Consider the following 22,771-nt stretch of genomic DNA (forward strand, 5'->3'; position numbering starts at 1 on the left):
CTCAATCCTCGAGAGCTGCGAGCCGCTCCGCCTCGGCGAGGTCGACTGCGGTATTGGCATTGAAGAACGGATCCAGCGGCACCGTCGGCCAGCTCACGATCGCGACCTTGTAGCGCGCCGTGAAGCGGGTGACCTTCCGGATGTCCTCCGCGACCAGGGCGTGCCGGAGATCCTCGCGCAGTCCGACCGGCCACAGTCCGATCACCGGGTGGATCTGTCCGCCGGACGCCGCCAACGCCAGCTTGGCCTGCTCGGCCGCCTGCGCTGTCGCCAGCCGCGCGACGAGATCACGCGGCAGGAATGGGCAGTCGCCGGCGGCGCTCAGCATCCACCGGGCCTCCGGCATGTGCGTCGCAACCCACTCGAGGCCGGCGAGAATGCCAGCGAGCGGGCCCGGGAAGCCTGCGACGCCATCCGGCACGACGGGCAGACCGTTGCCTGCGAACCGCGCGGGGTCGCCATTGGCGTTGAGGATCAGCCGGCTGCACTGCGGCGCCAGCCGCGCGATCGCGCGCTCGAGGATGGTGCGGCCGTCGACCATGCGCAACGGCTTGTCGCCGCCGCCCATCCGCTGCGCGCGACCGCCGGCGAGCAGCACGCCGGGGATCGAAGTCGAGGTCATGGCTGTCATCGCGGGTTCGTTACCACGACTGCTGCCAGGGCGTCAGTGTTGCGCCGCGCGCGATCCACCATTTGCGCCTGCCCGGCGGCCATGCCGGCATGGCCCTCCCCACGGGCCCTTGCCTGGTCCATGGGGCTGCTGGCATGACATTGCCAAGAGTGGACGTGGCGTTCCACGGGGCCTTCGGGCCATCGATCGATCCCGCGCTCCTGGCTGTGCGAAAAACGCCGGGGCCTTTCTGGAGACCGCGATGAAAGTCATCGGCCTCGCCGGCTGGAGCGGCGCCGGCAAGACCACGCTGCTGACGCGGCTGATTCCTCATCTCAGGGGGCAGGGAGTGCGCGTCTCGGTGATCAAGCACGCCCATCACAAGTTCGACGTCGACGTCCCGGGTAAGGATTCGTGGCGGCATCGCGAGGCCGGGGCCGAGGAGGTCCTCGTCGCGTCGGGCACGCGCTGGGCGCTGATGCACGAGCTGCGCGGAGCAAGGGAGCCCGCACTCGCGGAGCTTCTGGCGAAATTGTCTCCCGTCGATCTGGTCGTCATCGAAGGGTACAAGGCCGGGCCGCATCGCCGTATCGAGGTGCATCGCGCGGCCAATGGCAAGCCGCTGCTGTTTCCCGACGATCCAGGCATTGTCGGGCTCGCCAGCGACGGCGATGTCGAGACGGCGCTGCCGCGCGTTCATCTCGACGACATTCCGGCGATCGCGGCGCTCGTCCTACATCTGGCGACGCCGCGGGCGGACGTTCTCGCGCTGTGCGACAAACCTGGTGTTCCGTGATGGAGCTCGCGCGAGCTCGCACCTGTATCTTCTGGCATCCCAGGAACCCAGTTCCGAGTTCCATAGGAGGCTGCCGCCCCGGTTGACGTCCCGGAACCGCTTCTCCATGGTCGCGCGCATGATGATGACGAGGCTGGATCTGACGGGCCTGAAGTGCCCATTGCCGGTGCTGAAGACCCGGAAGGCGCTGCAGACGCTCAAGGCGGGAGAGCGGCTCGAAGTGTGTTGTACCGACCCGCTTGCCGTGATCGACATCCCGAATCTGGTGCGGGAGACCGGAGATCGGGTCGAGAGCGTCGATCGCACCGAGCACGGCATTCTGTTTCGGATCGAGAAGGCCGCGGAACCGGCCGGATCCGTGCGGCGGTGAACATCCTCTGCTGCGGGCTGCTCGAACTACGTAGTTCGCGCGCTGTCTTGGTCGGACTGTCAAGAGATTGCGCTGCTTCCTATCGTCGCAGCGGCGCCAACCCGAGCTCACAACAATGCCGCGTTCTCAGTCCAGGCTTGCGACGCTGTTGCAAGGCAAGGACAAGTTGTTCCTTCTTCACGTTTCCGCGAGCGCGCGCATGCGGCTATGAGCGTGTCCGTCGCTGACGGTCGGTACATCTCATTAGTTGATTTCATCAGGGATGGTCGTGACGCGTCGAGAAAGTAATCGAGAGCAACATGACTACAGCCGGGAGTGGCGGTCGCGTTGGTTGCACGTGAATTTGTGTGTGTGTTAGCAACACATTCGCGCTGCAGTGCGATCAATCCACCAAGATTGACCGATTATTACCATTTTACTATCGACAATTTGCCTCGGTTCTGCACCAATTGGGGCGCTTTCCGCGGAGGTTGCGGGAGACGAGTCATGCCCGCTGGGGAGCGGGCCAGGCAGACCAGCGGCACAAGAATGGTGAGGGCATAACGTCTCGGGTGGGGTGTTATGCGCATCGAGGCAGTGATGAGCGTTTGTGCGTTGCAAGACTGCTCTGGTACGCGATAGCGGGCGGGGTGAGTGGGCGTATTGATTCTGATCAAGGGGACAGAACATGACGTTGTTGCGTTGGACGAGAGTCCGTAGGGGAGGGATGCATGGCTACCATTGAAAGCGCGGGCACGCTCCCGGGCGCGCAGGCGGGGATCTTCGATCGTGAGCACACGGTCGCCAAGGCGGGGTTCAACCGCTGGCTGGTTCCTCCGGCTGCGCTGTGCATCCATCTCTGCATCGGCATGGCCTATGGCTTCTCGGTGTTCTGGCTGCCGTTGTCGCGCGCGATCGGCGTGACCAAGACCCAGGCCTGCCCGGACATGACCCTGGTGCAGGAGCTGTTCACGACGAGCTGCGACTGGAAGGTCGCAAGCCTCGGCTGGATGTACACCCTGTTCTTCGTGCTGCTGGGTGGCTCCGCGGCGGTCTGGGGTGGCTGGCTCGAGCGGGCCGGACCGCGCAAGGCGGGTGCCGTTGCAGCCTGCTGCTGGGGCGGTGGCCTCTTGATCGCGGCGCTCGGCATCTATGTTCACCAGCTCTGGATGATGTGGCTCGGTGCCGGCGTCATCGGCGGCATCGGCCTCGGCCTCGGCTACATCTCGCCGGTGTCGACCCTGGTGAAATGGTTCCCGGACCGGCGCGGCATGGCGACCGGCATGGCCATCATGGGCTTCGGCGGCGGCGCGATGATCGGTGCTCCGCTCGCCAACCTGCTGATGAACTACTTCAAGACCCCGACCTCGGTGGGTGTCTGGGAGACTTTCGTCACGATGGGCGTGATCTACTTCGTCTTCATGATGATCGGTGCCTTTGCCTATCGCGTCGCTCCGGTCGGCTGGCAGCCCGAAGGCTGGACGCCGCCGGCGGTCAAGAAGGCGATGATCTCGGAGCACCATGTGCACCTCGACAACGCGCACAAGACTCCGCAGTTCTGGCTGGTCTGGTGGGTGCTCTGCTTGAACGTGTCGGCCGGTATCGGCGTGATCGGCATGGCCTCGCCGATGCTGCAGGAGATCTTCGCCGGCAAGCTGATCGGTCTGCCCGACGTCAGCTTCAACCAGCTCGACGCCGGCCAGAAGGCCGCGATCGCGGGCATCGCGGCAGGCTTTGCCGGCCTGTTGTCGTTGTTCAACATCGGCGGCCGCTTCTTCTGGGCGTCGCTGTCGGACCACATCGGCCGCAAGAACACCTATTACTGCTTCTTCCTGATCGGCATCGTGCTCTATGCGCTGGCGCCGACCTTCGCAGCGATGGGTTCGAAGCTGTTGTTCGTGGCGGCCTTCGCCATCATCCTCTCGATGTATGGCGGCGGCTTCGCGACGGTGCCTGCCTATCTGGCCGACCTGTTCGGCACCCAGTTCGTGGGCGCCATCCACGGCCGTCTGCTGACGGCCTGGGCGACGGCCGGCATCATCGGTCCGGTGGTCGTCAACTACATCCGCGAGTTCCAGCTTGCCGCCGGCGTGCCGCGCGACCAGCTGTACAACACGACGATGTATATTCTCTGCGCCATGCTGCTCGCCGGCCTGATCTGCAACTTCTTGATCAAGCCCGTCGATGACAAGTGGAACATGAGCGCGGACGAAGTCGCGAAGTACCAGGCGGAGCTCGCCAAGAACGAGTCGGCGATCCAGCACGGGTCGTTCGGCATCGGCAAGGGCGGTCTCGACGTCAAGGCCGCCCTGTTCTGGGCCTTCGTCGGCGTGCCGCTGGCATGGGGTGTCTGGAAGACGTTGGAAAGCGCGGTCAAGATCTTCTGACCGATCGGCGATGAGACAAGCGGGGCGGCCGGATCGGCCGCCCCTTTTTTTGCGGCGCAGGGGCTTAGTTTCCGGACGACTGAATCAGCGCCATCGCCGCGCAAAAGAGCGCGGTGTAGCCGATCATCTCGTCCCAATGGTTCAGGCCTGCGGCGAACACGCCCTCGCGGCGCAGCACCGCAAGCATGGCACACAGGATCATGGTCATCCAGAGCAGGGCGGCGAGGCTGCGACCGAAGCCGATGCGGCCGAACGTGGCGAACAGGATGAGGATTGCTAGTCGCAGCACAAATCGCAGCAGGACCCTGGCCGCCGGAAGCTCAGCGGGCCTGTCGGTGGAGATGAGCATCGCGCAGGTAACACCGGCTCAGAAGTTGTCGCAGCAGAACAGGTCGGCAAGCCCGGGTTCGGCCTGGACGCCGCGCCTTGCGTCAGTCTGCGAGACGCCGGGCTCGAGACGGCGGGCCTCGGCGGCTGCGTGGAGAATGGCGAGGGCGAGATCGGCGTGGCGGGCTTCGACGCAATGATCGAGCCAGTCCGGCAATTCCCGTTGTTGCGACAATGCGCAGTGCCATTCGCCGTCATCATAGGCGATCCGCCGGAGCTGCCATCGTGGCAATTGCAGCGCGACCAGCTCCAGCGCGGCATCGATCCGCGCGTCGGTCTCCAGCAATCGTGCGATCCGCAGCCGGCGTCGCCCTCGCGCCGACAACGGTGAGACGCCCTCGTCTTCGCCAAGCAGGGCCGTCAGCATCGCCGTCGTGGTCTGCGCGAGTTGTACCCGCTCGGGCACATCCGGTCGTGTCGTCAAGGCAGCCATGCCGGCCTCCCGTCGTCAGTGAGCGATGGCCCGATGGGCCTTGATCGGCAATGTGGTCGACGGCGGCGTAGGAATGCGAGAGGGGCGAAGGCGGGAAGAAATAGCCGGCGCATAAAGACGCCGCGGCGGCATGGCCGGTTCATATGCGGCTGCGGCCGCGCGGTTCTGCCGGGGGGCGCGAGAACGCCGCGGTCTTTATGAGATTCCTATAACTCTGTCGGCAGTGCTGTCTCGAAAACCTATGAGGTCGGATGCCATCTGTCCGCGATGGAACGGACCGTGGCCGCACCGGCGCTCCCGGCCGCTCCAAGCGTTGCGCGTCGTTCGCGCGCATGAGGAGCACACCCATGTTGGACATCCTGATGCTGGCGCTGGCCGCCGGCTTGTTCGCCCTGGCGATCGGCTACACCTACGCCTGCGAGCGGCTCTAGGAGACGAGCCATGATCTTCGACTATTCGCTCGCCGGCGCGGTATCGCTCGGCCTTCTGATCTACCTCACCTACGCGCTGTTGCGGCCCGAGCGGTTCTGACCGCCACCGTCGCACCTTCAAGGACAACATCCCCATGACTGTGATCGGCTGGATCCAGATCCTGCTCTACTGCGCCGTCATCGTCGCGCTTGCCAAGCCGCTCGGCTGGTACATGACGCGCGTCTTCAATGGCGAGCGCACCTTCCTGTCGCCGGTGCTGCGGCCGGTCGAGTCCGCAATCTACTGGATCGGCGGCGTCGACGAGCGCCGCGAGCAGCATTGGCTGACCTACACGGTCGCGATGCTGCTGTTCCATGTCGGCGGCTTCCTGATCATCTACGGCGTGATGCGCTTGCAGGCCGTGCTGCCGTTCAATCCCGCGGGACAGTCAGCGGTCGCCGAGGATCTCTCCTTCAACACCGCGATCAGCTTCCTGACCAACACCAATTGGCAGAACTACGGCGGCGAGAGCACGCTCTCCTATCTCGTGCAGATGCTCGGGCTCACGCACCAGAACTTCCTGTCGGCCGCGACCGGCATCGTGCTCGCGATCGCGCTGATCCGCGGCTTCTCACGCGCCTCGGCGCGGACCGTCGGCAATTTCTGGGTCGACGTCGTCCGATGCACGCTCTATGTGCTGCTGCCGCTCTGCATCGTCTACACGCTGTTCCTGGTCTGGCAGGGCATCCCGCAGACGCTCGGGCCCTATGTCGAGGCCACGACGCTGGAAGGGGCGAAGCAGACCATCGCGGTCGGCCCGGTGGCCTCGCAGGTCGCGATCAAGATGCTCGGCACCAATGGCGGCGGCTTCTTCAATGCCAACGCCGCGCATCCGTTCGAGAACCCGAACGCGCTGTCGAACTTCATCCAGATGCTCTCGATCTTCGCGCTCGGTGCCGCGCTGACCAACGTGTTCGGCCGCATGGTCGGCAACCAGCGCCAGGGCTGGGCGCTCCTCGCCGTGATGGGCGTCCTGTTCATCGCCGGCGTCGCCATCACCTGCTGGGCCGAGGCCAACAGTACGACCACGTTGAACGCGCTGGGACTGACGGGCGGCAACATGGAAGGCAAGGAGGTCCGCTTCGGCATCGTCGCGTCGTCACTGTTCGCCGTGATCACGACGGCCGCCTCCTGCGGCGCGGTCAATGCCATGCATGACAGCTTCACCGCGCTGGGCGGCATGATCCCGCTGATCAACATGCAGCTCGGCGAGATCATCATAGGCGGCGTCGGCGCCGGGCTCTACGGCATACTGCTGTTCGTCGTGCTCGCGATCTTCGTCGCCGGCCTGATGGTCGGGCGCACGCCGGAATATGTCGGCAAGAAGATCGAGGCGCGCGAGGTCAAGATGGCGATGCTGGCGATCCTGGTGCTGCCGCTGATGTATCTCGGCTGGACCGCGGTCGCGGTGGTGCTGCCCTCGGCCGTCGCGTCGATGGCCAATGCCGGTCCGCACGGCTTCACCGAGGTGCTCTACGCCTACACTTCCGCGACCGCCAACAACGGCTCGGCATTCGCAGGACTCACGGGCAACACCTTCTTCTACAACCTCACGCTCGCGTCCTCGATGTTCGTCGGCCGCTTCTTCATGATCATTCCGGCGATGGCGATCGCGGGCTCGCTCGCCGGGAAGAAGTCGATCCCGCCCTCGGCCGGCACGTTCCCGACCACGGGCGGCCTGTTCGTCGGCCTCGTGGTCGGCGTCATCCTGATCATCGGCGGCCTCACCTTCTTCCCGGCTCTCGCCCTCGGTCCGATCGTCGAGCATCTCGCGATGGCCGCCGGCACCGTGTTCTGATCTCGGAGCAACCTCCATGGACACCATGAAACTGCAGAAGCGCTCGTCGATGTCGACGATGCTCGACCCGAAGATCGTGCTGCCGGCCATCAAGGCCGCGGTTGTCAAGCTCGCCCCGCGGCTGATGATCAGAAATCCGGTGATGTTCGTGGTCGAGGTCGTCGCCGCGCTCACCACGGTGATCTTCCTGCGCGACGTCGTGACCGGCGGAGCGAATCTCGGCTTCACCTTCCAGATCATTCTCTGGCTGTGGTTCACCGTGCTGTTCGCCAATTTCGCCGAAGCCGTCGCCGAAGGCCGCGGCAAGGCACAGGCGGATTCGCTGCGCAAGACGCGCACCGAGAGCCAGGCCAAGCTGCTGACGGGCACGAACCCGGCCGATCACACCTACAAGCTCGTGCCCGGCACCAGCCTGAAGGTCGGCGATCTCGTGCTGGTCGAGGCCGGCGACACCATCCCTTCCGACGGCGAGGTGATCGAGGGCGTCGCCTCGGTCAACGAGGCTGCCATCACCGGCGAATCCGCGCCCGTCATCCGCGAATCCGGCGGCGACCGCTCGGCGGTGACCGGCGGCACGCAGGTGCTGTCGGACTGGATCCGCGTCAGGATCACGGCCGCGCAAGGCTCGACCTTCATCGACCGCATGATCAAGCTGGTCGAGGGCGCGGAGCGGCAGAAGACGCCGAACGAGATCGCGCTCAACATCCTGCTCGCCGGCCTCACCATCATCTTCGTGTTCGCGACGGTGACGATCCCGAGCTACGCGGCCTATGCCGGCGGCTCGATCTCGGTGGTGGTGCTGGTGGCGCTGTTCGTGACCTTGATCCCGACCACGATCGGCGCGCTGCTGTCGGCGATCGGCATCGCTGGCATGGACCGCCTGGTGCGCTTCAACGTGCTGGCGATGTCGGGCCGCGCGGTCGAGGCCGCTGGCGACGTCGATACGCTCCTGCTCGACAAGACCGGCACCATCACGCTCGGCAATCGCCAGGCGACTGCATTCCGTCCCGTCAAGGGCGTGAGCGAGCAGGAGCTCGCCGACGCGGCGCAGCTCGCATCGCTCGCCGACGAGACACCGGAGGGCCGCTCGATCGTGGTGCTCGCGAAGGACAAATACGGCATCCGCGGCCGCGACATGGCCGAGCTCGGCGCCACCTTCGTGCCGTTCACGGCGCAGACCCGCATGAGCGGCGTCGATGCCGGCGGCTCCTCGGTGCGCAAGGGTGCGGTCGACGCCATCCTCAACTCCATCGGCGGCGGCCCCACCCAGCCCGTCTCCGGCAACACGGTGCGCGCGGTTCAGCCGGTCGAGAGCGAGCTTGTCCGCGAGATCCGTGCAATCTCCGACGACATCGCCAAATCCGGCGGCACGCCGCTCGCGGTCGCCAGGGACGGGCGCCTGCTCGGCGTCGTCCAGCTCAAGGACATCGTCAAGGGCGGCATCCGCGAACGCTTCGCCGAGCTGCGCCGGATGGGCATCCGCACCATCATGATCACCGGCGACAACCCGATGACCGCGGCGGCGATCGCCGCCGAAGCCGGCGTCGATGATTTCCTGGCGCAGGCGACGCCTGAGGACAAGCTCAAGCTGATCCGCGACGAGCAGGCCAAGGGCAAGCTGGTGGCGATGTGCGGCGACGGCACCAACGATGCGCCCGCGCTGGCGCAGGCCGATGTCGGCGTTGCCATGAACACCGGCACGCAGGCCGCGCGCGAAGCCGGCAACATGGTCGATCTCGACTCCAACCCGACCAAACTGATCGAGGTGGTCGAGATCGGCAAGCAGCTCTTGATGACGCGCGGCGCGCTGACGACGTTCTCGATCGCCAACGACGTCGCCAAATATTTCGCGATCATCCCGGCGATGTTCCTGGCGTTCTACCCGCAGCTCAACGTGCTGAACGTCATGAACCTGGCGAGCCCGCAGAGCGCGATCCTGTCGGCGATCATCTTCAACGCGCTCGTCATCATCGCGCTGATCCCGCTGGCGCTGAAGGGCGTCGCCTACCGCGCCATCGGCGCCGGCGCGCTGCTCGGCCGTAACCTGATGATCTACGGGCTGGGCGGCATCATCATCCCCTTCATCGGCATCAAGGCGATCGACCTGATCGTGACCGCCTTGCATCTGGCTTAAAGCCCCAACCGCCGTCATTGCGAGCGAAGCGAAGCAATCCAGGACTGTCTCGGGCCACGCGACTCTGGATTGCTTCGTCGCTTCGCTCCTCGCAATGACGGGAGAGACACAGGAGATTCTCATGCTCAAAGAAATCCGTCCCGCCATCTTGGTCCTGGTCGCGCTGACCCTGATTACCGGGCTGCTCTACCCGCTCGCCATGACCGTCGTCGCCGGCACCATCTTTCCGGCGCAGGCCGAGGGCAGCCTGATCACGCGCAACGGCAAGGTGATCGGATCGGCGCTGATCGGTCAGGAGTTCAAGGACGACAAATATTTCCACGGCCGTCCGTCGGCGACCTCGGCCGCCGATCCGAACGACTCCACCAAGACGGTTTCTGCGCCCTACAACGCCGCCAACTCGTCCGGCTCCAATCTCGGCCCGACCAGCAAGGCGCTGGCCGACCGCGTCAAGGAGGACGTCGACAAGCTGAAGGCGGAGAATCCCGCGCAGGCCGTGCCGGTCGATCTGGTGACGACCTCGGCGAGCGGGCTCGATCCGGACATCTCGCCGGAGGCGGCGCTGTTCCAGGTGCCGCGGGTGGCCAAGGCACGCGGCTTGCCGGAGGCGAGCGTCCAGGCCGTGATCGCCCGGCAGACCCAGGGCCGTCTGCTCGGACTGCTCGGCGAACCCCGCGTTAACGTGCTTGCGCTCAACCTGGCACTCGATGCTGCCAAACCGCAATGACGCCCTGAAGGTCTTGGCCTTGAAGGTCTTGGCCTTGGCGCCGAGGTCCCTCCGTCTATAATGCCGCATGGCCAGTCAACGCCGCGATCCTGACCAACGTCCCTCGCCGGAGGCCCTGCTCGAAGCGGCCCGGCGGGAGGACAGTCCTGCCGGCAAGCTCAAGATCTTCGTCGGCGCCGCCCCCGGCGTCGGCAAGACCTATGAGATGCTGTCGAGCGCGCATGCCAAGCTGAGGGCCGGCGTCGACGTCGTGATCGGCTTCGTCGAGACGCATGGCCGCGCCGAAACCGAGGCGCTGGTGCGCGGCCTGGAGGTCGTCCCGCGCAAACGTATTTCCTACAAGGACCAGATCGTCGAGGAGATGGATCTGGATGCCGTGATCGCGCGCCGCCCCAAGCTCGCGATCGTCGACGAGCTCGCGCATACCAATGCGGCGGGCAGCCGCCACCCCAAGCGCTATCTCGACGTCGAGGAGCTGCTGTCGCACGGCATCGACGTCTACACGGCGGTCAACGTCCAGCACATCGAGAGCCTCAACGACGTCGTCGCCCAGATCACCCATGTGCGCGTGCGCGAGACCGTCCCGGACTCGGTCCTCGACCGCGCCGACGCCATCGAACTGATCGACCTCACGCCCGACGATCTGATCCAGCGACTGAAGGAGGGCAAGGTTTATGTGCCCAAGCAGGCAGAGCGGGCGCTGGAGCATTATTTCTCGCCCGGCAACCTGACCGCGCTGCGCGAGCTCGCGCTGCGCCGGACGGCCGAGCGCGTCGACGAGCAACTACTCACCCACATGCAGGCCAATGCCATCGCCGGCCCCTGGGCAGCCGGCGAGCGCATCCTCGTCTGCGTGTCGGAGGACCCGCGAGCGACAGGGCTGGTGCGCTACACCAAGCGGCTCGCCGACCGCGTCCACGCGCCGTGGACCGCCGTTACCATCGAGACCCGGCGCAACCTGCAGCTCACGGACAAGCAGCGCGACCGGCTCGCCGATACGCTGCGGCTGGCCGAGACTCTCGGCGGCGAGGCGCTGACGATTCCGGGCGTCGGCCGGCGTATCGCGGATGACCTCATCAACTTCGCGCAGGCCAACAACGTCACCCAGATCATCATCGGCAAGTCGAGCCGCTCGCGCCTGTTCGAGATCATCAGGGGCTCCGTGGTCCACGACCTCGTCAGGGGCGCCGGCAACATCAGCATCCACGTCATCGCCGGCGAGGAGGCGCCGGACACCACGAGCAGCTCGGTGCAGACGCGAGCGCGCAGCGAGCCGCTGCAGCCGAAGCCCTATCTGAAGGCGCTGCTGATCACGGCTGTCGGCCTTGGCCTCGCCGAGCTGATCCAGCCCGTCTTCGGCATCGAGAACGTCGATCTGGTGTTCCTCACGGCCGTGGTCGGCGTCGCCGCACGCTACGGCCTGTGGCCGTCACTGCTGGCGAGCCTCGCCGCCTCGCTCTGCTACAACTTCTTCTTCCTGCCGCCGCTGTATACGTTCACGATCACCGATCCGACCAACATCGGCGCGTTCTTCTTCTTCATGTTGATCGCGATCCTGGTGTCCAACGTCGCCGCGCGCGTTCGCGTTCAGGCTGACGCCGCCACCCACCGCGTCCGGACCACCGAGCAGCTCTATGCCTTCAGCCGCAAGCTTGCGGGCACCGCGACCCTCGATGACGTGCTGTGGGCCACGGCCTATCAGGCGGCGTTGATGCTGAAGGTACGGGTCGTGCTGCTGCTGCCGCAGGACGGCAAGCTCACGGTCATGACCGGCTACCCGCCGGAGGATCAGCTCGACGACGCCGACCTCGCCGCCGCGAGCTGGGCCTGGAGCAACGACCGCGCCGCCGGCCGCGGCTCCGACACGCTGCCGGGCGCCAAGCGGCTGTTCCTGCCGATGCGCACCGGGCGCGGCTCGATCGGCGTCATCGGCATTGATGACGATCGCACCGGGCCGCTGCTGACGCCGGACCAGCGCCGGCTGCTCGATGCCCTGGTCGACCAGGGCGCGCTCGCGATCGAGCGCGTGCTGCTGGTCGAAGACATGGACAAGGTCAAGCGCACCATGGAGCAGGACCGGCTCCGCTCGGCGCTGCTCACCTCGATCTCGCACGATCTGAAGACGCCACTCGCCTCCGTGCTCGGCGCGGCCTCGACGATGCGCGATCTCGCGGCCCGGCTGTCCGACAAGGAGAAGCTCGACCTGCTCGCCACCGTCATCGACGAATCCGAACGGCTCAACCGCTTCATCGCCAATCTCCTGGACATGACCAGGCTGGAATCGGGCGCAATCGTGCCGAACGCCGCGCGCCACGACGTCGGCGAGATCGTCGGCAGCGCGCTGCGGCGCGCGAGCAAGATCCTCGCCGGTCATCATGTCTCGCTCGAGCTGGCCCCCGATCTGCCGATGGTCGAGGTCGACGCGGTGCTGTTCGAGCAGGTGCTGTTCAATCTGCTCGACAACGCCGCCAAATATGCGCCTCCCGAGACCTCGATCGCGATCCGCGCGGCCCGCGACAACAACTGGGTCATGCTCGAGATCCGTGACGAAGGCGACGGCATTCCCGCCGCGGAGGTCGAGCACGTGTTCGACAAGTTCTATCGCGTGCAGAAGGGCGACCAGGTGCGGCCCGGCACCGGTCTGGGGCTCGCGATCTCGCGCGGCTTCATCGAGGCGATGCATGGCCGCATCTTCGCCGGCAACCGCACCGATCGGCCCGGCGCGGTCCTCACCATCCGCCTGCCCGTGCCGGCGCAGGCCAGACCGCTGGATACGGCCGCATGACCGGCGCTCCGATCAAGGTGCTCGTGATCGACGACGAGCCGCCGATCCGCAAGCTGCTGCGGATGGGCCTGACCACGCAGGGCTACGAGATTCTCGAAGCCTCGAACGGCAGGATCGCGCTGGAGCTGTTGGGCCAGGAGCCGGCGCTGATCATTCTCGACCTTGGCCTGCCCGACGTCGACGGGCTCGAGCTGCTGCGAACCATCCGTGGCCGCAACGAGGCCGTGCCGGTCGTGGTGCTGTCCAGCCGCGGCGACGAGGCGGGCAAGGTCCAGGCGCTCGATCTCGGCGCCGACGACTACATCACCAAGCCGTTCGGCATGGATGAGCTGCTGGCGCGGCTGCGCGCGGCGTTGCGGCATCAGTTGCAGGTGCAGGGCGAGCGTCCGGTGTTCCGCACCGGCGATCTCTCCGTCGATCTCGTCCGCCGCATCGTCAAGGTCGGCGACCGCGAGATCAAGCTGTCGCCCAAGGAGTACGATCTGCTCCGCGTCCTGGTGCAGCACGCCGGCAAGGTGCTGACGCACCGCTTCCTGCTCAAGGAGCTGTGGGACGAATTGACCGACGCGCAATATCTGCGCGTCTATGTACGTCAGCTCAGGCAGAAGATCGAGGTCGATCCCGAGCGCCCGCAATTCGTATTGACCGAGACCGGCATCGGCTATCGGCTGCGCGCGCCGGACTGAGCTTTGGCCGTATCGGCCGACTGGTCCTGTGTGTCAGGGGCGTTGGCATCGCCATTCGATGGGCGAGCTTGCGTGTACCGCGGGCGGCATCAGCTCGTTTCGTTATATTTTCGAGCAATTTTGACCAGCCGGTCATCTCGCGCTGCGGCACAGTACGTCCGCAGGCGCCCGTTCTCCGGATCAACGGATGATCGAGACCGCGGTCGTGCCACCTCATCGGCGCAGCTGATCGTGCGTTTGCATGCACGACGGTGTAAACACGGGACGTGCCATGTCTCGGCTTGTCAGAACACGATCTGAATTTGGGGGGGGCGAGGCTGCCGAGTGCGGCGCAGAGGTTGTCATCGGCGATACTGGGAAGAGCATCATGCCCGAAATTCATCTCAATCAAGGTCAGCCCGATGCGTTGCAGTGCCGCTTCGGCATGAAGGCCGGCCTATGTCCCGGTGAGGGGTTCTGCGCGTTCGATCTTTCAGCCTGCAGGGACTGTTCGAGATCGCAGCACAAGATCCAGACCTTGACGGGTTCGGAAGACCCGATGAGATCAAAGATATTGCACACCTGGATTTCGTTTGCCGTTCGTCCATCGACGTCGTTCTTGGCTCCCATCAGTGAGGTCGGTCATGGAAGAATACATTCATCTGCAGAACCTCATCCTGTTCAGGAAACGTCTCGCTGAATTCAACGATGAGTCCAAGCGGACGGTGCTCCTGAAATTGCTGACTGAGGAAGAGGCCAGGGACGCATCATTCGGAACGTCGCCTTGTCCAGTTGCGCCTCATGCGGCGGATCAGAACGTCTGATTGGCTTCTCGGTCTATCCGTCATCGAAACGACGAGCGCGAAGCTGCATTGGAATCTCGATGTATCGGCGGGCTTCGATTCCCGCGATCGTGAAAGCATGGGTGGAGGTACGCGGCATCAGCTTGCGCTTTGGAACTTTCGTCTCGCCGACGCGGTTTACGTGTCGCAATCGGGAGGATGTTCATGGCACGACAATACTCGCGCAAGGCATCGGCCAAGGTCGGCCGGGCCATGAAGAAGCGCAAGGCCGGCACGCTGCGCAGCGGCGGTTCCGGTCGCAAGGTCAAGAGCCGCAAGCAGGCCATCGCGATCGGCCTGTCGGAGGCGCGCCGCGAAGGCAAGAAGGTGCCCGCGAAAAAGAGCGCGAGGGCCTCAGCGAAGAAGACGGCCAAGAAGGCGAGCAAGAAGAGCACGAAGAAGACTACCAAGAAAACGACGAAGAAGAAGTCGAAGAAGAGCTGACGAGGCGATCATTCGGGCTACGATCATCGCGCACGCCATGACCCGCAGCCGTCGCAAAATTCTCCGCTGTCGTCCCGGCGAACGCCGGGACCCATAACCCCAGGGAGATGTTATTGCGCGGGATGTGGGACAAGTCTTGTCTTACAACACCCGCCGCGGAGTATGGGTCCCGGCGTTCGCCGGGACGACGGCGGTGGGTGTGGAGGCCGCTTGCGCCACGCAGGCAGCTGCTGGCTTTCACCCCGCCTTCCTCTGCCGCGCCGCCGACCGATGCGCCTTCTTCGCCGGGCGTCGATGCGTGCGCGTCCGCCGCGACGCCGCACGCGCTGTCTTTTTTCGGCTCTTGCCGTTCAGGCTCTGCTTCAGCGCATCCATCAGGCTGACGACGTTGTCGGGCCGCTCCGCCGGTTCTGGCAGCTTGATCGGCTTGCCCGAGGCCTTGCGCTTCACCAGCGCCTTCAGCGCGGTCTCGTACTGATCCTTGAACTCCGAGGGGTCGAAATGGGCTGCCTTGGTCTGCAAGATGTGGCCGGCCAGCTCGACCATGTCCTTGCTGATCTTCGGCGCCTTGATGTCGTCGAAGAACTCGGCTTCGTCGCGCAGCTCATAGGGAAAGCGCAGCGTGGTGCCGAGCATGCCCTTGCCCATCGGCTCGATGGCGATGACGTGCTCACGGTTGGTCAGCACGATCCGCGCCAGCGCCACGCGCTCCTGGTCCTTCATGGCGTCGCGGATGACCGCGAAGGCGTCGAGCGCCGCCTTGCCGTCGGGGGCGATGTAGTAGGGGTGGTTGAGATAGCGCTGGTCGATCTCGTCGCGCGGCACGAAGCTGTCGATGTCGATCGTATGGTTGCTCTCGATCTGGACCGCCTCGAGCTCCTCCGGCTCGATCTCGACATACTGTCCCTTGGCGAGTTCATAGCCGCGGCCCTTCTGGTCGCCCTCGACGATGTCGCCGGTCTCGGCGTCCACCATCTGCTGCTTGAGCCGGTTGCCGGTCTCGCGGTTAATCAGATGGAAGCGCGTCTTCTCGACCGACGTCGACGCCGGATAGAGCACGACGGGGCAGCTGACGAGCGAGAGTTTGAGCGAGCCTTTCCAGTAGGCGCGGGGGGCCATCGTGGTCTCCTTGGACAATCCGGACGAGGCTGCAACGGGCAAGCATCGGTGTGGGTTCCATGGGCCCGGCGAAGGTCGCTTCGGGAAAAAATAATTCGCTTGACGATTTCGTAAAATCAGCATTATGGTCCGGCCCGTTCCGTTGCGTCGGAGGGGACGTATCGCGGTCGTCACGGACGTCGGCAGCGGAATGCGATGGGTGTGCCGGGTTGCAGCGTGATTCAGTCGCGCCGACGAACAATCCGCATGCACGGTCAAGTCGCGCGGTCCTGATACCCCGATGCTGGTATCCAGCGCAATGCGCGCAGGCGCATTGTCGCGACACGGTGGCCAACAAGCCCGGCGCACCGGGGAGAACGCGAAGCAGCCGTTAAAGCCGTCGCGCAGGGAGGGCCGGGATGTCTCGGCTGCACCTGTGGTACCTGCCGCCTGCATTTCTTTCTGCAGGCGGGCCATGGGGGCGGCGAGCTCCCGGCCTTCCCTGCGCCCTCTCGACTGGCAGAGGGCGGACGCCAGCACAGCCTGGGCCCTCCATGAGCCGCGGGAACGCGGAACTTTGCCCGAAGTTATCCTGCCGATGCGGCCGGTTCCACGAGTTCGCCGGCTTTGCTACGCTACCACTCAACGCGAGGGATCACCGTGGCGCTCGGGAAGCTTTCCACCTATCGCAAGAAGCGCGATTTCGACAAGACGGCGGAGCCGTCCGGCGACGCCAAGGTCGCGCGTACGGCGCGGCCGCGCTTCGTCATCCAGAAGCATGACGCAACACGCCTGCACTACGACCTGCGGCTCGAATTCGACGGCGTCTTCAAGTCGTGGGCCGTCACCAAGGGGCCGTCGCTCGATCCGCACGACAAGCGGCTGGCGGTCGAGGTCGAGGATCATCCGCTCGACTACGGCGATTTCGAAGGTACGATCCCGGAAGGCGAGTATGGCGGCGGCACCGTCATGCTGTGGGACCGCGGCTATTGGGACAGCGAGGACCCGGAGCGCGGGTTCAAGAAGGGCGATCTCAAATTCACTCTCGAGGGCGAAAAGCTGCATGGCAGCTGGGTGCTGGTGCGGATGCGCCACGATCGCACCGGCGGCAAGCGGACCAATTGGCTGCTGATCAAGCATCGCGACGAGTTTGCCCGGGAAGGCGAGGCCAACGATATCCTGGATGCCGACAAGTCGGTCGCCTCGGGCCGCACGATGGAGCAGATCGCGGCCGGCAAGGGCAAGGCGCCGAAGCCGTTCATGCTCGCCAAGACGCAGCGCATGAACGCGGATGCGGTGTGGCACTCCAACCGCAGTGACAGCGAAACCAAGCCGATTACGAAGGCCTCATCACCGAAGGCGAGGGCCGCGAAGGCAAACGGAACCAAGGCCCGCGTTGCGCCGAAGACGGTATCGTCGCTGCCCGACTTCGTGCCGCCCGAGCTTTGTACGTCGGTCGCGCAACCGCCGAGCGGCGAGGGCTGGGCGCACGAGATCAAGTTCGACGGCTACCGCGTCCAGATCAGGGTCGAGGACGGCGAGGCGACCTTGAAGACCCGCAAGGGCCTGGACTGGACCGCCAAGTTCGGCGCGATTGCGGAGGAGGCTGCGAAGCTGCCGGACGCGATCATCGACGGCGAGATCGTCGCGCTCGACAAGGACGGCAATCCGAACTTCTCCGCCCTGCAGGCGGCGATCTCGGCGGGTGAAACCGACGAGCTGATCTTCTTCGCCTTCGACCTGATGTTCGCCGAGGAGTTCGACCTGCGCCGCCAGCCGTTGCGCGAGCGCAAGGCGCGGCTGGCGAAGCTGTTGAAGGCGCATATCAAGGGCAAGACACCGCGGATCCGCTACGTCGAGCACTTCGAGAGCGACGGCGAAGCCGTGCTGGAGTCCGCACGCAAGCTGTCGCTGGAGGGCATCGTCTCCAAGAAGCTGGACTCGGCCTATCATTCGGGACGGACGGAGAGCTGGACCAAAGCCAAGACCAGGCCCGGCCACGAGGTCGTCATCGGCGGCTGGAAGACGACCAACGGCAAATTCCGATCGTTGATGGTCGGCGTCAACAAGGACGATCATCTCGCTTATGTCGGGATCGTCGGCACCGGCTTCGGCCAGGACACGGTGAAGGAGATCATGCCGGCGCTGAAGGCGGCGGCATCCGACAAGAGCCCGTTCAGCGGCAAGAACGCGCCGCGCAAGACGCGTGACGTGCATTGGCTCAAGCCCGAGCTGGTCGCCGAGATCGAGTTTGCGGGCTTCACCGGCGACGGCAATGTCAGGCAGGCCTCGTTCAAGGGACTGCGTGAGGACAAGCCGGCGCGCGAGGTCGTTGCCGAGGCGCCGGTGGTGACGACGAAGGTTGCCAGGCCGGTGGCGCGGGCCGCCGCGAGCGTCGCGACCGTCGGCACCACGCTGCACAAGACGCCGTCACGCACGAAGGGCTCGGCGACCGTGATGGGCGTTGCGATCTCCAAGCCCGACAAGGCGCTGTGGCCGGACGCCGGCGACGGCGAGCCCGTCACCAAGCTTGATCTTGCGACCTATCTGGAAGCCGTCGGCAACTGGATGATCGGGCATCTGAGGGGGCGGCCGTGCTCGATCGTGCGTGCGCCTGATGGCATCGGTGGCGAAAAATTCTTCCAGCGGCACGGCATGCAGGGCATGTCCGACCTGCTGGAGCTGGTCAAGGTCTCGGGCGACCGCAAACCGTATCTGCAGATCGACCGCGTCGAGGGATTGATCGCGGTGGCCCAGGTCGCCGCCGTCGAGCTGCATCCATGGAATTGCGCGCCGGACGCCTATGACGTCCCGGGTCGGCTGGTGTTCGATCTCGATCCGGCGCCGAACGTCGCGTTCGAGGAGGTGATCGCGGCCGCCAAGGAGATGCGCCAGCGCTTGAAGAGCCTCGGACTCGAGAGCTTCTGCAAGACCACGGGCGGCAAGGGTCTGCATGTGGTGACGCCGTTGCTGCACGGCGCGCGCGACAAGGTGAGCTGGCCCGAAGCGAAGGCGTTTGCACAGGGCGTGTGCCAATGGATGGCGAACGACCGCCCGGAGCAGTACCTGCTCAACATGTCGAAGAAGCTGCGCAAGGGGAAGATCTTCCTCGACTATCTGCGCAACGACCGGATGTCGACGGCGGTCGCCGTGCTGTCGCCGCGCGCTCGCGAAGGCGCCACCGTGTCGATGCCGCTGACCTGGGCGCAGGTGAAGAACGGGCTCGAACCCGAGCGCTACACCGTCCGCACCGTACCGGCGCTGCTGGCCAAGACCAAGGCGTGGGATGGTTATGAAGATGCCGCTGGCTCTATCAAGGCGGCCATGAAGACGCTCGCAGAGACCTCGTAGTCGCTCGGGCAGACGTGCTGTCTGCCCGAGTCGATCGCATCAGAAGATCAGATACGTCCGAGCAGGACGAGGATCAGCACGATGACGATGATCAGGCCGAGACCGCCGCCGCCGTAGTAGCCGGTGCCGTAGAACGGACCGCCGCCGATGCCGGAGAAGCCGCCGAGCAGGGCGATGATGAGAATGATCAGGATGATAGTTCCGATGGACATGTGCTTCCCTCCAGTGCCCGGCAGCGGGGCGACAACGTGCTCTGCCGTCGACGAGAAAACTGGCCGGAACTTCGAAAGTTCCGTAAGGGAACAGCTAAAATGCGGATTGTGTCTTTGCGGTCGTAGCCAACGATGACTACGTAGAGCGGGTTGTTAGTCAGGAGATCGCGATGTCAAGACCGCTTGTCGTTTCCATTCCGCATCGCCTCGGCAAGGACGAGGCCGTGCGCCGGCTCCAGGCCGGTCTCAGCCGCGCCGCGACCAGCGTTCCGGTCCTGAAGGTCGACGAAGAGCGCTGGGAGGGCGACAAGATGATCTTTCGCGTTCGCGCGCTCGGTCAGGCGGCGTCGGGCCATGTCGACGTCGCCGACGATCACGTGCGTGTCGAGGTCGTGCTGCCCTGGCTGCTGCAGCGCTTTGCCGAGGCGGCGCAATCCGCGATCCGCAGCCGCGGCCAGCTGCTGTTGACGAAGAAGAGCTGATCAGGTCGGGGCCGCTGCTGTCCGACGTCGACCAGACGGGTGGGCTGCCGCGTCGGTCCGCGCCGGGATCGTCGCTGCAGGCAAATGCGTGAAGATGGAGGACACCGTGAGGATGCCGTCCTGCATGTCCGCAGGTGTGTAGCCGCGGGCATGAACCTCGGCGTCGAAACCATCTGCGTGGGGCCACACCCGGCCACCGTCGGTGAAGGGTGCAAAGTTGCGCACGGTGACGACGACGACGGCGTCGCGCCCACGCCGTCGTGCGAAGGCAATGATGTGATCGGCATGACGTCCGCTCACCTCGAGCGGCTCGTAGGAGCCGTCGGTGAACACGGCGGGCATCTGGTTGCGAAGCTTCAGCAGCTCCCGCGTCCAGGCGAGCTTGATGCGGCCGTCCGGCCAATGGTCCGCGAGGTGGGCCCAGTCGGGAGTCTCGCACGCACGCAGCGCGTGCTCACGCGCGGCGAAATCGACCGGGCGGCGGTTGTCCGGATCGACCATCGAAAGGTCCCAGAACTCGGTGCCCTGATAGAAATCCGGCACGCCGGGCATCGTCGCCTTCAGCGTAAGCTGGGTCAGCGAGTTCAGCGCGCCGAGCAAAGCGAGCCGCCTGGAAAGCGTCTCCAGCGACTGCAGGAACTCGGACGAGCGCTCGCGATCCAGGATGCGGTCGATGAAGGCGCGCAGGCCGTTCTCATAGGCCTCGTTCGGATTGAGCCAGCTGGTCTCCTCCTTGCCCTCGCGCGCGGCCTTCAGCGCATAGGCCTGCAGCCGCTCGGGCAGGGTGCCATCGGTGCCGCTTGCCGGCCAGATGCCGACGAGCGTCTGGTACAGCATGTATTCGAACGCCGCCGAGGGCGCGCGCATCTTGCCATCCGTGACGACGTGCGGCGCGTTCAAGGTCTTCCAGCGCGCCATTGCGGACGTCCAATCGTTGGGCAGCTCGGTGATGGCGGCGAGCCGCGTGCGCGCATCCTCGCCGCGCTTGGTGTCGTGGGTAGCAGTGGCGGTCATGCCGTGCGGCCAATGCCTGGCGCGGTCCCGCATCAGCTTGTGGAAGTCGGCGATCGCCAGAGCATGCGCCGCTGGATCGCCACCGACCTCGTTGAGCGCGAGCAGTCGGTGGAAGCGGTAGAAGGCGGTGTCCTCCAGCGACTTCGCCATCATCGGCCCGGTGAACTGCTGCACCTTGAGGGCGAAGCGGCGCACACGCGGGACGCTGTGGTTGGTGCTGCGGTCGCGCTTGATGAGATCCATGGTCAGCGCATCGCGCAGGAACTCGAAGATCGAGCCGTCGGAGGCGAACCATTCGGCCCGGGCGCCTGCGATGGCGTGGTCGATCAGCTTGCGGTCGGTCTCGGTCGGGCCGGCTGTGGTGAGATAGGTGCGATAGACCGGGAAGTGAAGAACATACAGCTCGAGCGCCTGGCGCAGGATGTCTTCCGAATAGTCGCGCGTCGAGTAGTGGCCGTTGGCGATGCGCGCCAGCAGGCGGGTCAGCACGGTGAATTCGCTGGTCAGCAGCGTCTCCAGCACGCGCCGCTTGGCCTCCTTGATCACAGGCGCGAGCTTCGGCGGCTTGTTGCTGATCTGGCGCCAGATCTCGTCCAAGGGCTCCAGACCTTTGCCGTCGATCAGGACCTGGGTGATGACGTTCATCCACTCGTAGCCGGTGGTGCCGTGCACGCCGGCAAAACCCGGCAGCTTCTCGTGCTCGCAGAGAATCTTCTCGATGACGACGTAGAACGGCCCGGCTGCGGGCCCCCGAGCGTCGCGGATCAGCCGCCGCAGGCGCTGGAAATATTGTGCGGGATCGCGCAGGCCGTCGATATGGTCGAGCCGCAGACCCTGCAACTGGCCATCCGCGATCAGCTTCTTGACCAGCCGGTGGATCGCTTCGAACGTGCCGGCATCCTCGACGCGCAGGCCCGCCAGCGTGTTGACGTCGAAGAAGCGGCGGTAGTTGATGTCGCTGGACGCAAGCCGCCAATGGCCGAGCTTGTAGTGCTGTCGCTCCAGCAGATGATGCAGAGCGAGCGTCTGCGCACCACGGTCGCCGGCCTTATAGGCTGCGATCCCCTGGGCAATGACGTCGGCCGCGCCGGGAATGGCCTTGAGGGCCGCCTTGAACGCCGGCGCTTCCTTGCGGTTCGGATGGCGCAAGCCGCGATAGCGCGACGCCAGGTCGAGGATCGCCTTGCCGGCCTCGCTGCTCTCGTCACCGGCCTCCTTGACGATGATGCGCAGTACCTCGCCATAGCGCTCCGGCGCGATCGGCAGCCGATGCTCGAAGTACCAGCAGGAGAACGAGCCTTCGTCCGGGTCGTAGCGCAGCTCGATGTCGCCATGTTCGAGCGCGTGGCCGTAGGAGGTGCCGATGATCGGCAGCAGCACGCCGCCGCGCGCGCGGTACGGCAACTGGTCCCAGTCGATGTCGAACGAGGCGGCGTGCGGCGAAGCCTGGCCCCATTCGAGCACGTCGAGCCACCATGGATTGTCGTCGAAATGCACGCCGACATGGTTCGGCACGAAGTCGAGGATGAGGCCGAGATCGTGCTGCTTCAGCGCCGCGCACAGTTTCGCAAAGCCGTCCTCGCCGCCGAGCTCGGGATTGAGCTTGGAATGATCGGTGATGTCGTAGCCATGTGTCGAGCCTTTCCGCGCCGTCATGAAGGGCGAAGCGTAGACGTGGCTGATCCCGAGCGCCTTCAGATATGGCACGACGCGTGCGGCCGATTCGAAGTCGAAATCACCCGCGAGCTGCAGGCGATAGGTCGCGAGAGGAATGGCCGGAGGCATG

Annotated in this window: 19 protein-coding genes; 13 read left to right on the forward strand and 6 right to left on the reverse strand. The window is 65.4% G+C overall.

Features of this window, described 5'->3' with window-relative positions; genetic code table 11:
- Position 1: 1 nt before the first annotated feature.
- Positions 2-631 carry a molybdenum cofactor guanylyltransferase MobA gene (gene mobA / locus QW887_RS07000; protein ID WP_316194298.1) on the reverse strand — a complete coding sequence of 210 codons (630 nt, stop codon included), beginning with the start codon at positions 629-631 and terminating at the stop codon, positions 2-4.
- Between the two features lie 241 nt (positions 632-872).
- On the opposite strand from mobA, the gene mobB reads away from it, so the two are divergent.
- The 3 genes from mobB to QW887_RS07015 all read left to right on the forward strand — a co-directional run bounded on the left by mobB (position 873) and on the right by QW887_RS07015 (position 4,142).
- Positions 873-1,406, forward strand: a complete 534-nt coding sequence (mobB, locus tag QW887_RS07005; RefSeq protein ID WP_316169186.1) for a molybdopterin-guanine dinucleotide biosynthesis protein B — start codon at positions 873-875, stop codon at positions 1,404-1,406.
- A gap of 106 nt (positions 1,407-1,512) precedes the next feature.
- The gene (locus QW887_RS07010) at positions 1,513-1,776 is read left to right on the forward strand and encodes a sulfurtransferase TusA family protein (protein WP_409999286.1); all 264 of its coding nucleotides are present in this window, start codon (positions 1,513-1,515) and stop codon (positions 1,774-1,776) included.
- Between the two features lie 710 nt (positions 1,777-2,486).
- Positions 2,487-4,142: an OFA family MFS transporter gene (locus QW887_RS07015; protein WP_315828329.1), complete on the forward strand. Its 1,656-nt coding sequence runs from the start codon at positions 2,487-2,489 to the stop codon at positions 4,140-4,142.
- A 64-nt stretch (positions 4,143-4,206) separates the two neighbouring features.
- On the opposite strand, the gene QW887_RS07020 is transcribed toward QW887_RS07015, so the two are convergent.
- Positions 4,207-4,491, reverse strand: a complete 285-nt coding sequence (locus QW887_RS07020) for a hypothetical protein (RefSeq protein ID WP_316194299.1) — start codon at positions 4,489-4,491, stop codon at positions 4,207-4,209.
- Between the two features lie 18 nt (positions 4,492-4,509).
- Positions 4,510-4,962 (reverse strand): hypothetical protein, encoded by a 453-nt coding sequence (locus tag QW887_RS07025; RefSeq protein ID WP_316194300.1) that lies wholly within the window; start codon positions 4,960-4,962, stop codon positions 4,510-4,512.
- 441 nt (positions 4,963-5,403) lie between these two features.
- Here QW887_RS07025 and QW887_RS07030 point away from each other — a divergent pair, with 441 nt between their 5' ends.
- The 8 genes from QW887_RS07030 (at position 5,404) to QW887_RS07065 (ending at position 14,828) form a co-directional block, all read left to right on the forward strand.
- Positions 5,404-5,493 (forward strand): K(+)-transporting ATPase subunit F, encoded by a 90-nt coding sequence (locus tag QW887_RS07030; protein WP_042340291.1) that lies wholly within the window; start codon positions 5,404-5,406, stop codon positions 5,491-5,493.
- Between the two features lie 34 nt (positions 5,494-5,527).
- Entirely contained in the window at positions 5,528-7,231 is a 1,704-nt protein-coding gene (gene kdpA / locus QW887_RS07035; protein WP_316194301.1) for a potassium-transporting ATPase subunit KdpA, read from the forward strand.
- A gap of 16 nt (positions 7,232-7,247) precedes the next feature.
- Positions 7,248-9,365: a potassium-transporting ATPase subunit KdpB gene (kdpB, locus tag QW887_RS07040; protein ID WP_316194302.1), complete on the forward strand. Its 2,118-nt coding sequence runs from the start codon at positions 7,248-7,250 to the stop codon at positions 9,363-9,365.
- Positions 9,366-9,486: 121 nt separating this feature from the next.
- Positions 9,487-10,092, forward strand: coding sequence for a K(+)-transporting ATPase subunit C (locus QW887_RS07045; protein WP_315750193.1), 606 nt, complete (start codon positions 9,487-9,489; stop codon positions 10,090-10,092).
- A 67-nt stretch (positions 10,093-10,159) separates the two neighbouring features.
- Positions 10,160-12,877: a sensor histidine kinase KdpD gene (locus QW887_RS07050; RefSeq protein WP_316166613.1), complete on the forward strand. Its 2,718-nt coding sequence runs from the start codon at positions 10,160-10,162 to the stop codon at positions 12,875-12,877.
- Entirely contained in the window at positions 12,874-13,563 is a 690-nt protein-coding gene (locus QW887_RS07055) for a response regulator transcription factor (protein WP_316194303.1), read from the forward strand. The genes QW887_RS07050 and QW887_RS07055 overlap by 4 nt, the downstream gene beginning before the upstream one ends.
- A gap of 623 nt (positions 13,564-14,186) precedes the next feature.
- Complete coding sequence (locus QW887_RS07060; RefSeq protein WP_315738670.1) at positions 14,187-14,366, forward strand: hypothetical protein; 180 nt, start codon at positions 14,187-14,189, stop codon at positions 14,364-14,366.
- A gap of 183 nt (positions 14,367-14,549) precedes the next feature.
- On the forward strand, positions 14,550-14,828 hold the full coding sequence (locus tag QW887_RS07065; protein WP_315750196.1) for a DUF6496 domain-containing protein: 279 nt from the start codon (positions 14,550-14,552) through the stop codon (positions 14,826-14,828).
- A gap of 237 nt (positions 14,829-15,065) precedes the next feature.
- Here the strand turns inward: QW887_RS07065 and QW887_RS07070 are convergent, their stop codons facing one another.
- Positions 15,066-15,947 carry a Ku protein gene (locus QW887_RS07070; RefSeq protein ID WP_315717994.1) on the reverse strand — a complete coding sequence of 294 codons (882 nt, stop codon included), beginning with the start codon at positions 15,945-15,947 and terminating at the stop codon, positions 15,066-15,068.
- 639 nt (positions 15,948-16,586) lie between these two features.
- Here QW887_RS07070 and ligD point away from each other — a divergent pair.
- The gene (ligD, locus tag QW887_RS07075) at positions 16,587-19,277 is read left to right on the forward strand and encodes a DNA ligase D (protein WP_316194304.1); all 2,691 of its coding nucleotides are present in this window, start codon (positions 16,587-16,589) and stop codon (positions 19,275-19,277) included.
- Between the two features lie 47 nt (positions 19,278-19,324).
- On the opposite strand, the gene QW887_RS07080 is transcribed toward ligD, so the two are convergent.
- Positions 19,325-19,489, reverse strand: coding sequence for a DUF3309 family protein (locus QW887_RS07080; RefSeq protein WP_006614022.1), 165 nt, complete (start codon positions 19,487-19,489; stop codon positions 19,325-19,327).
- Positions 19,490-19,659: 170 nt separating this feature from the next.
- Here QW887_RS07080 and QW887_RS07085 point away from each other — a divergent pair, with 170 nt between their 5' ends.
- Positions 19,660-19,971 (forward strand): polyhydroxyalkanoic acid system family protein, encoded by a 312-nt coding sequence (locus QW887_RS07085; RefSeq protein WP_315717996.1) that lies wholly within the window; start codon positions 19,660-19,662, stop codon positions 19,969-19,971.
- On the opposite strand, the gene treY is transcribed toward QW887_RS07085, so the two are convergent.
- Positions 19,972-22,770, reverse strand: coding sequence for a malto-oligosyltrehalose synthase (treY, locus tag QW887_RS07090; RefSeq protein WP_316194305.1), 2,799 nt, complete (start codon positions 22,768-22,770; stop codon positions 19,972-19,974).
- Between the last annotated feature and the right edge of the window lies 1 nt (position 22,771).

It is taken from the genome of Bradyrhizobium sp. SZCCHNRI3052 (assembly GCF_032484895.1).
Lineage (GTDB): Bacteria > Pseudomonadota > Alphaproteobacteria > Rhizobiales > Xanthobacteraceae > Bradyrhizobium.

What these genes read in the sequence shown, in the direction of transcription:
- QW887_RS07060 (WP_315738670.1), top strand. Translation starts at nt 14,187, where the DNA reads ATGGAAGAATACATTCATCTGCAGAACCTCATCCTGTTCAGGAAACGT.
- QW887_RS07050 (WP_316166613.1), top strand. Translation starts at nt 10,160, where the DNA reads ATGGCCAGTCAACGCCGCGATCCTGACCAACGTCCCTCGCCGGAGGCC.
- QW887_RS07030 (WP_042340291.1), top strand. Translation starts at nt 5,404, where the DNA reads ATGATCTTCGACTATTCGCTCGCCGGCGCGGTATCGCTCGGCCTTCTG.
- QW887_RS07020 (WP_316194299.1), bottom strand. Translation starts at nt 4,491, where the DNA reads ATGCTCATCTCCACCGACAGGCCCGCTGAGCTTCCGGCGGCCAGGGTC.
- mobA (WP_316194298.1), bottom strand. Translation starts at nt 631, where the DNA reads ATGACAGCCATGACCTCGACTTCGATCCCCGGCGTGCTGCTCGCCGGC.
- kdpB (WP_316194302.1), top strand. Translation starts at nt 7,248, where the DNA reads ATGGACACCATGAAACTGCAGAAGCGCTCGTCGATGTCGACGATGCTC.
- QW887_RS07015 (WP_315828329.1), top strand. Translation starts at nt 2,487, where the DNA reads ATGGCTACCATTGAAAGCGCGGGCACGCTCCCGGGCGCGCAGGCGGGG.
- QW887_RS07070 (WP_315717994.1), bottom strand. Translation starts at nt 15,947, where the DNA reads ATGGCCCCCCGCGCCTACTGGAAAGGCTCGCTCAAACTCTCGCTCGTC.
- QW887_RS07055 (WP_316194303.1), top strand. Translation starts at nt 12,874, where the DNA reads ATGACCGGCGCTCCGATCAAGGTGCTCGTGATCGACGACGAGCCGCCG.
- QW887_RS07085 (WP_315717996.1), top strand. Translation starts at nt 19,660, where the DNA reads ATGTCAAGACCGCTTGTCGTTTCCATTCCGCATCGCCTCGGCAAGGAC.
- treY (WP_316194305.1), bottom strand. Translation starts at nt 22,770, where the DNA reads ATGCCTCCGGCCATTCCTCTCGCGACCTATCGCCTGCAGCTCGCGGGT.
- QW887_RS07065 (WP_315750196.1), top strand. Translation starts at nt 14,550, where the DNA reads ATGGCACGACAATACTCGCGCAAGGCATCGGCCAAGGTCGGCCGGGCC.
- QW887_RS07025 (WP_316194300.1), bottom strand. Translation starts at nt 4,962, where the DNA reads ATGGCTGCCTTGACGACACGACCGGATGTGCCCGAGCGGGTACAACTC.
- kdpA (WP_316194301.1), top strand. Translation starts at nt 5,528, where the DNA reads ATGACTGTGATCGGCTGGATCCAGATCCTGCTCTACTGCGCCGTCATC.
- QW887_RS07045 (WP_315750193.1), top strand. Translation starts at nt 9,487, where the DNA reads ATGCTCAAAGAAATCCGTCCCGCCATCTTGGTCCTGGTCGCGCTGACC.
- QW887_RS07080 (WP_006614022.1), bottom strand. Translation starts at nt 19,489, where the DNA reads ATGTCCATCGGAACTATCATCCTGATCATTCTCATCATCGCCCTGCTC.
- QW887_RS07010 (WP_409999286.1), top strand. Translation starts at nt 1,513, where the DNA reads ATGGTCGCGCGCATGATGATGACGAGGCTGGATCTGACGGGCCTGAAG.
- mobB (WP_316169186.1), top strand. Translation starts at nt 873, where the DNA reads ATGAAAGTCATCGGCCTCGCCGGCTGGAGCGGCGCCGGCAAGACCACG.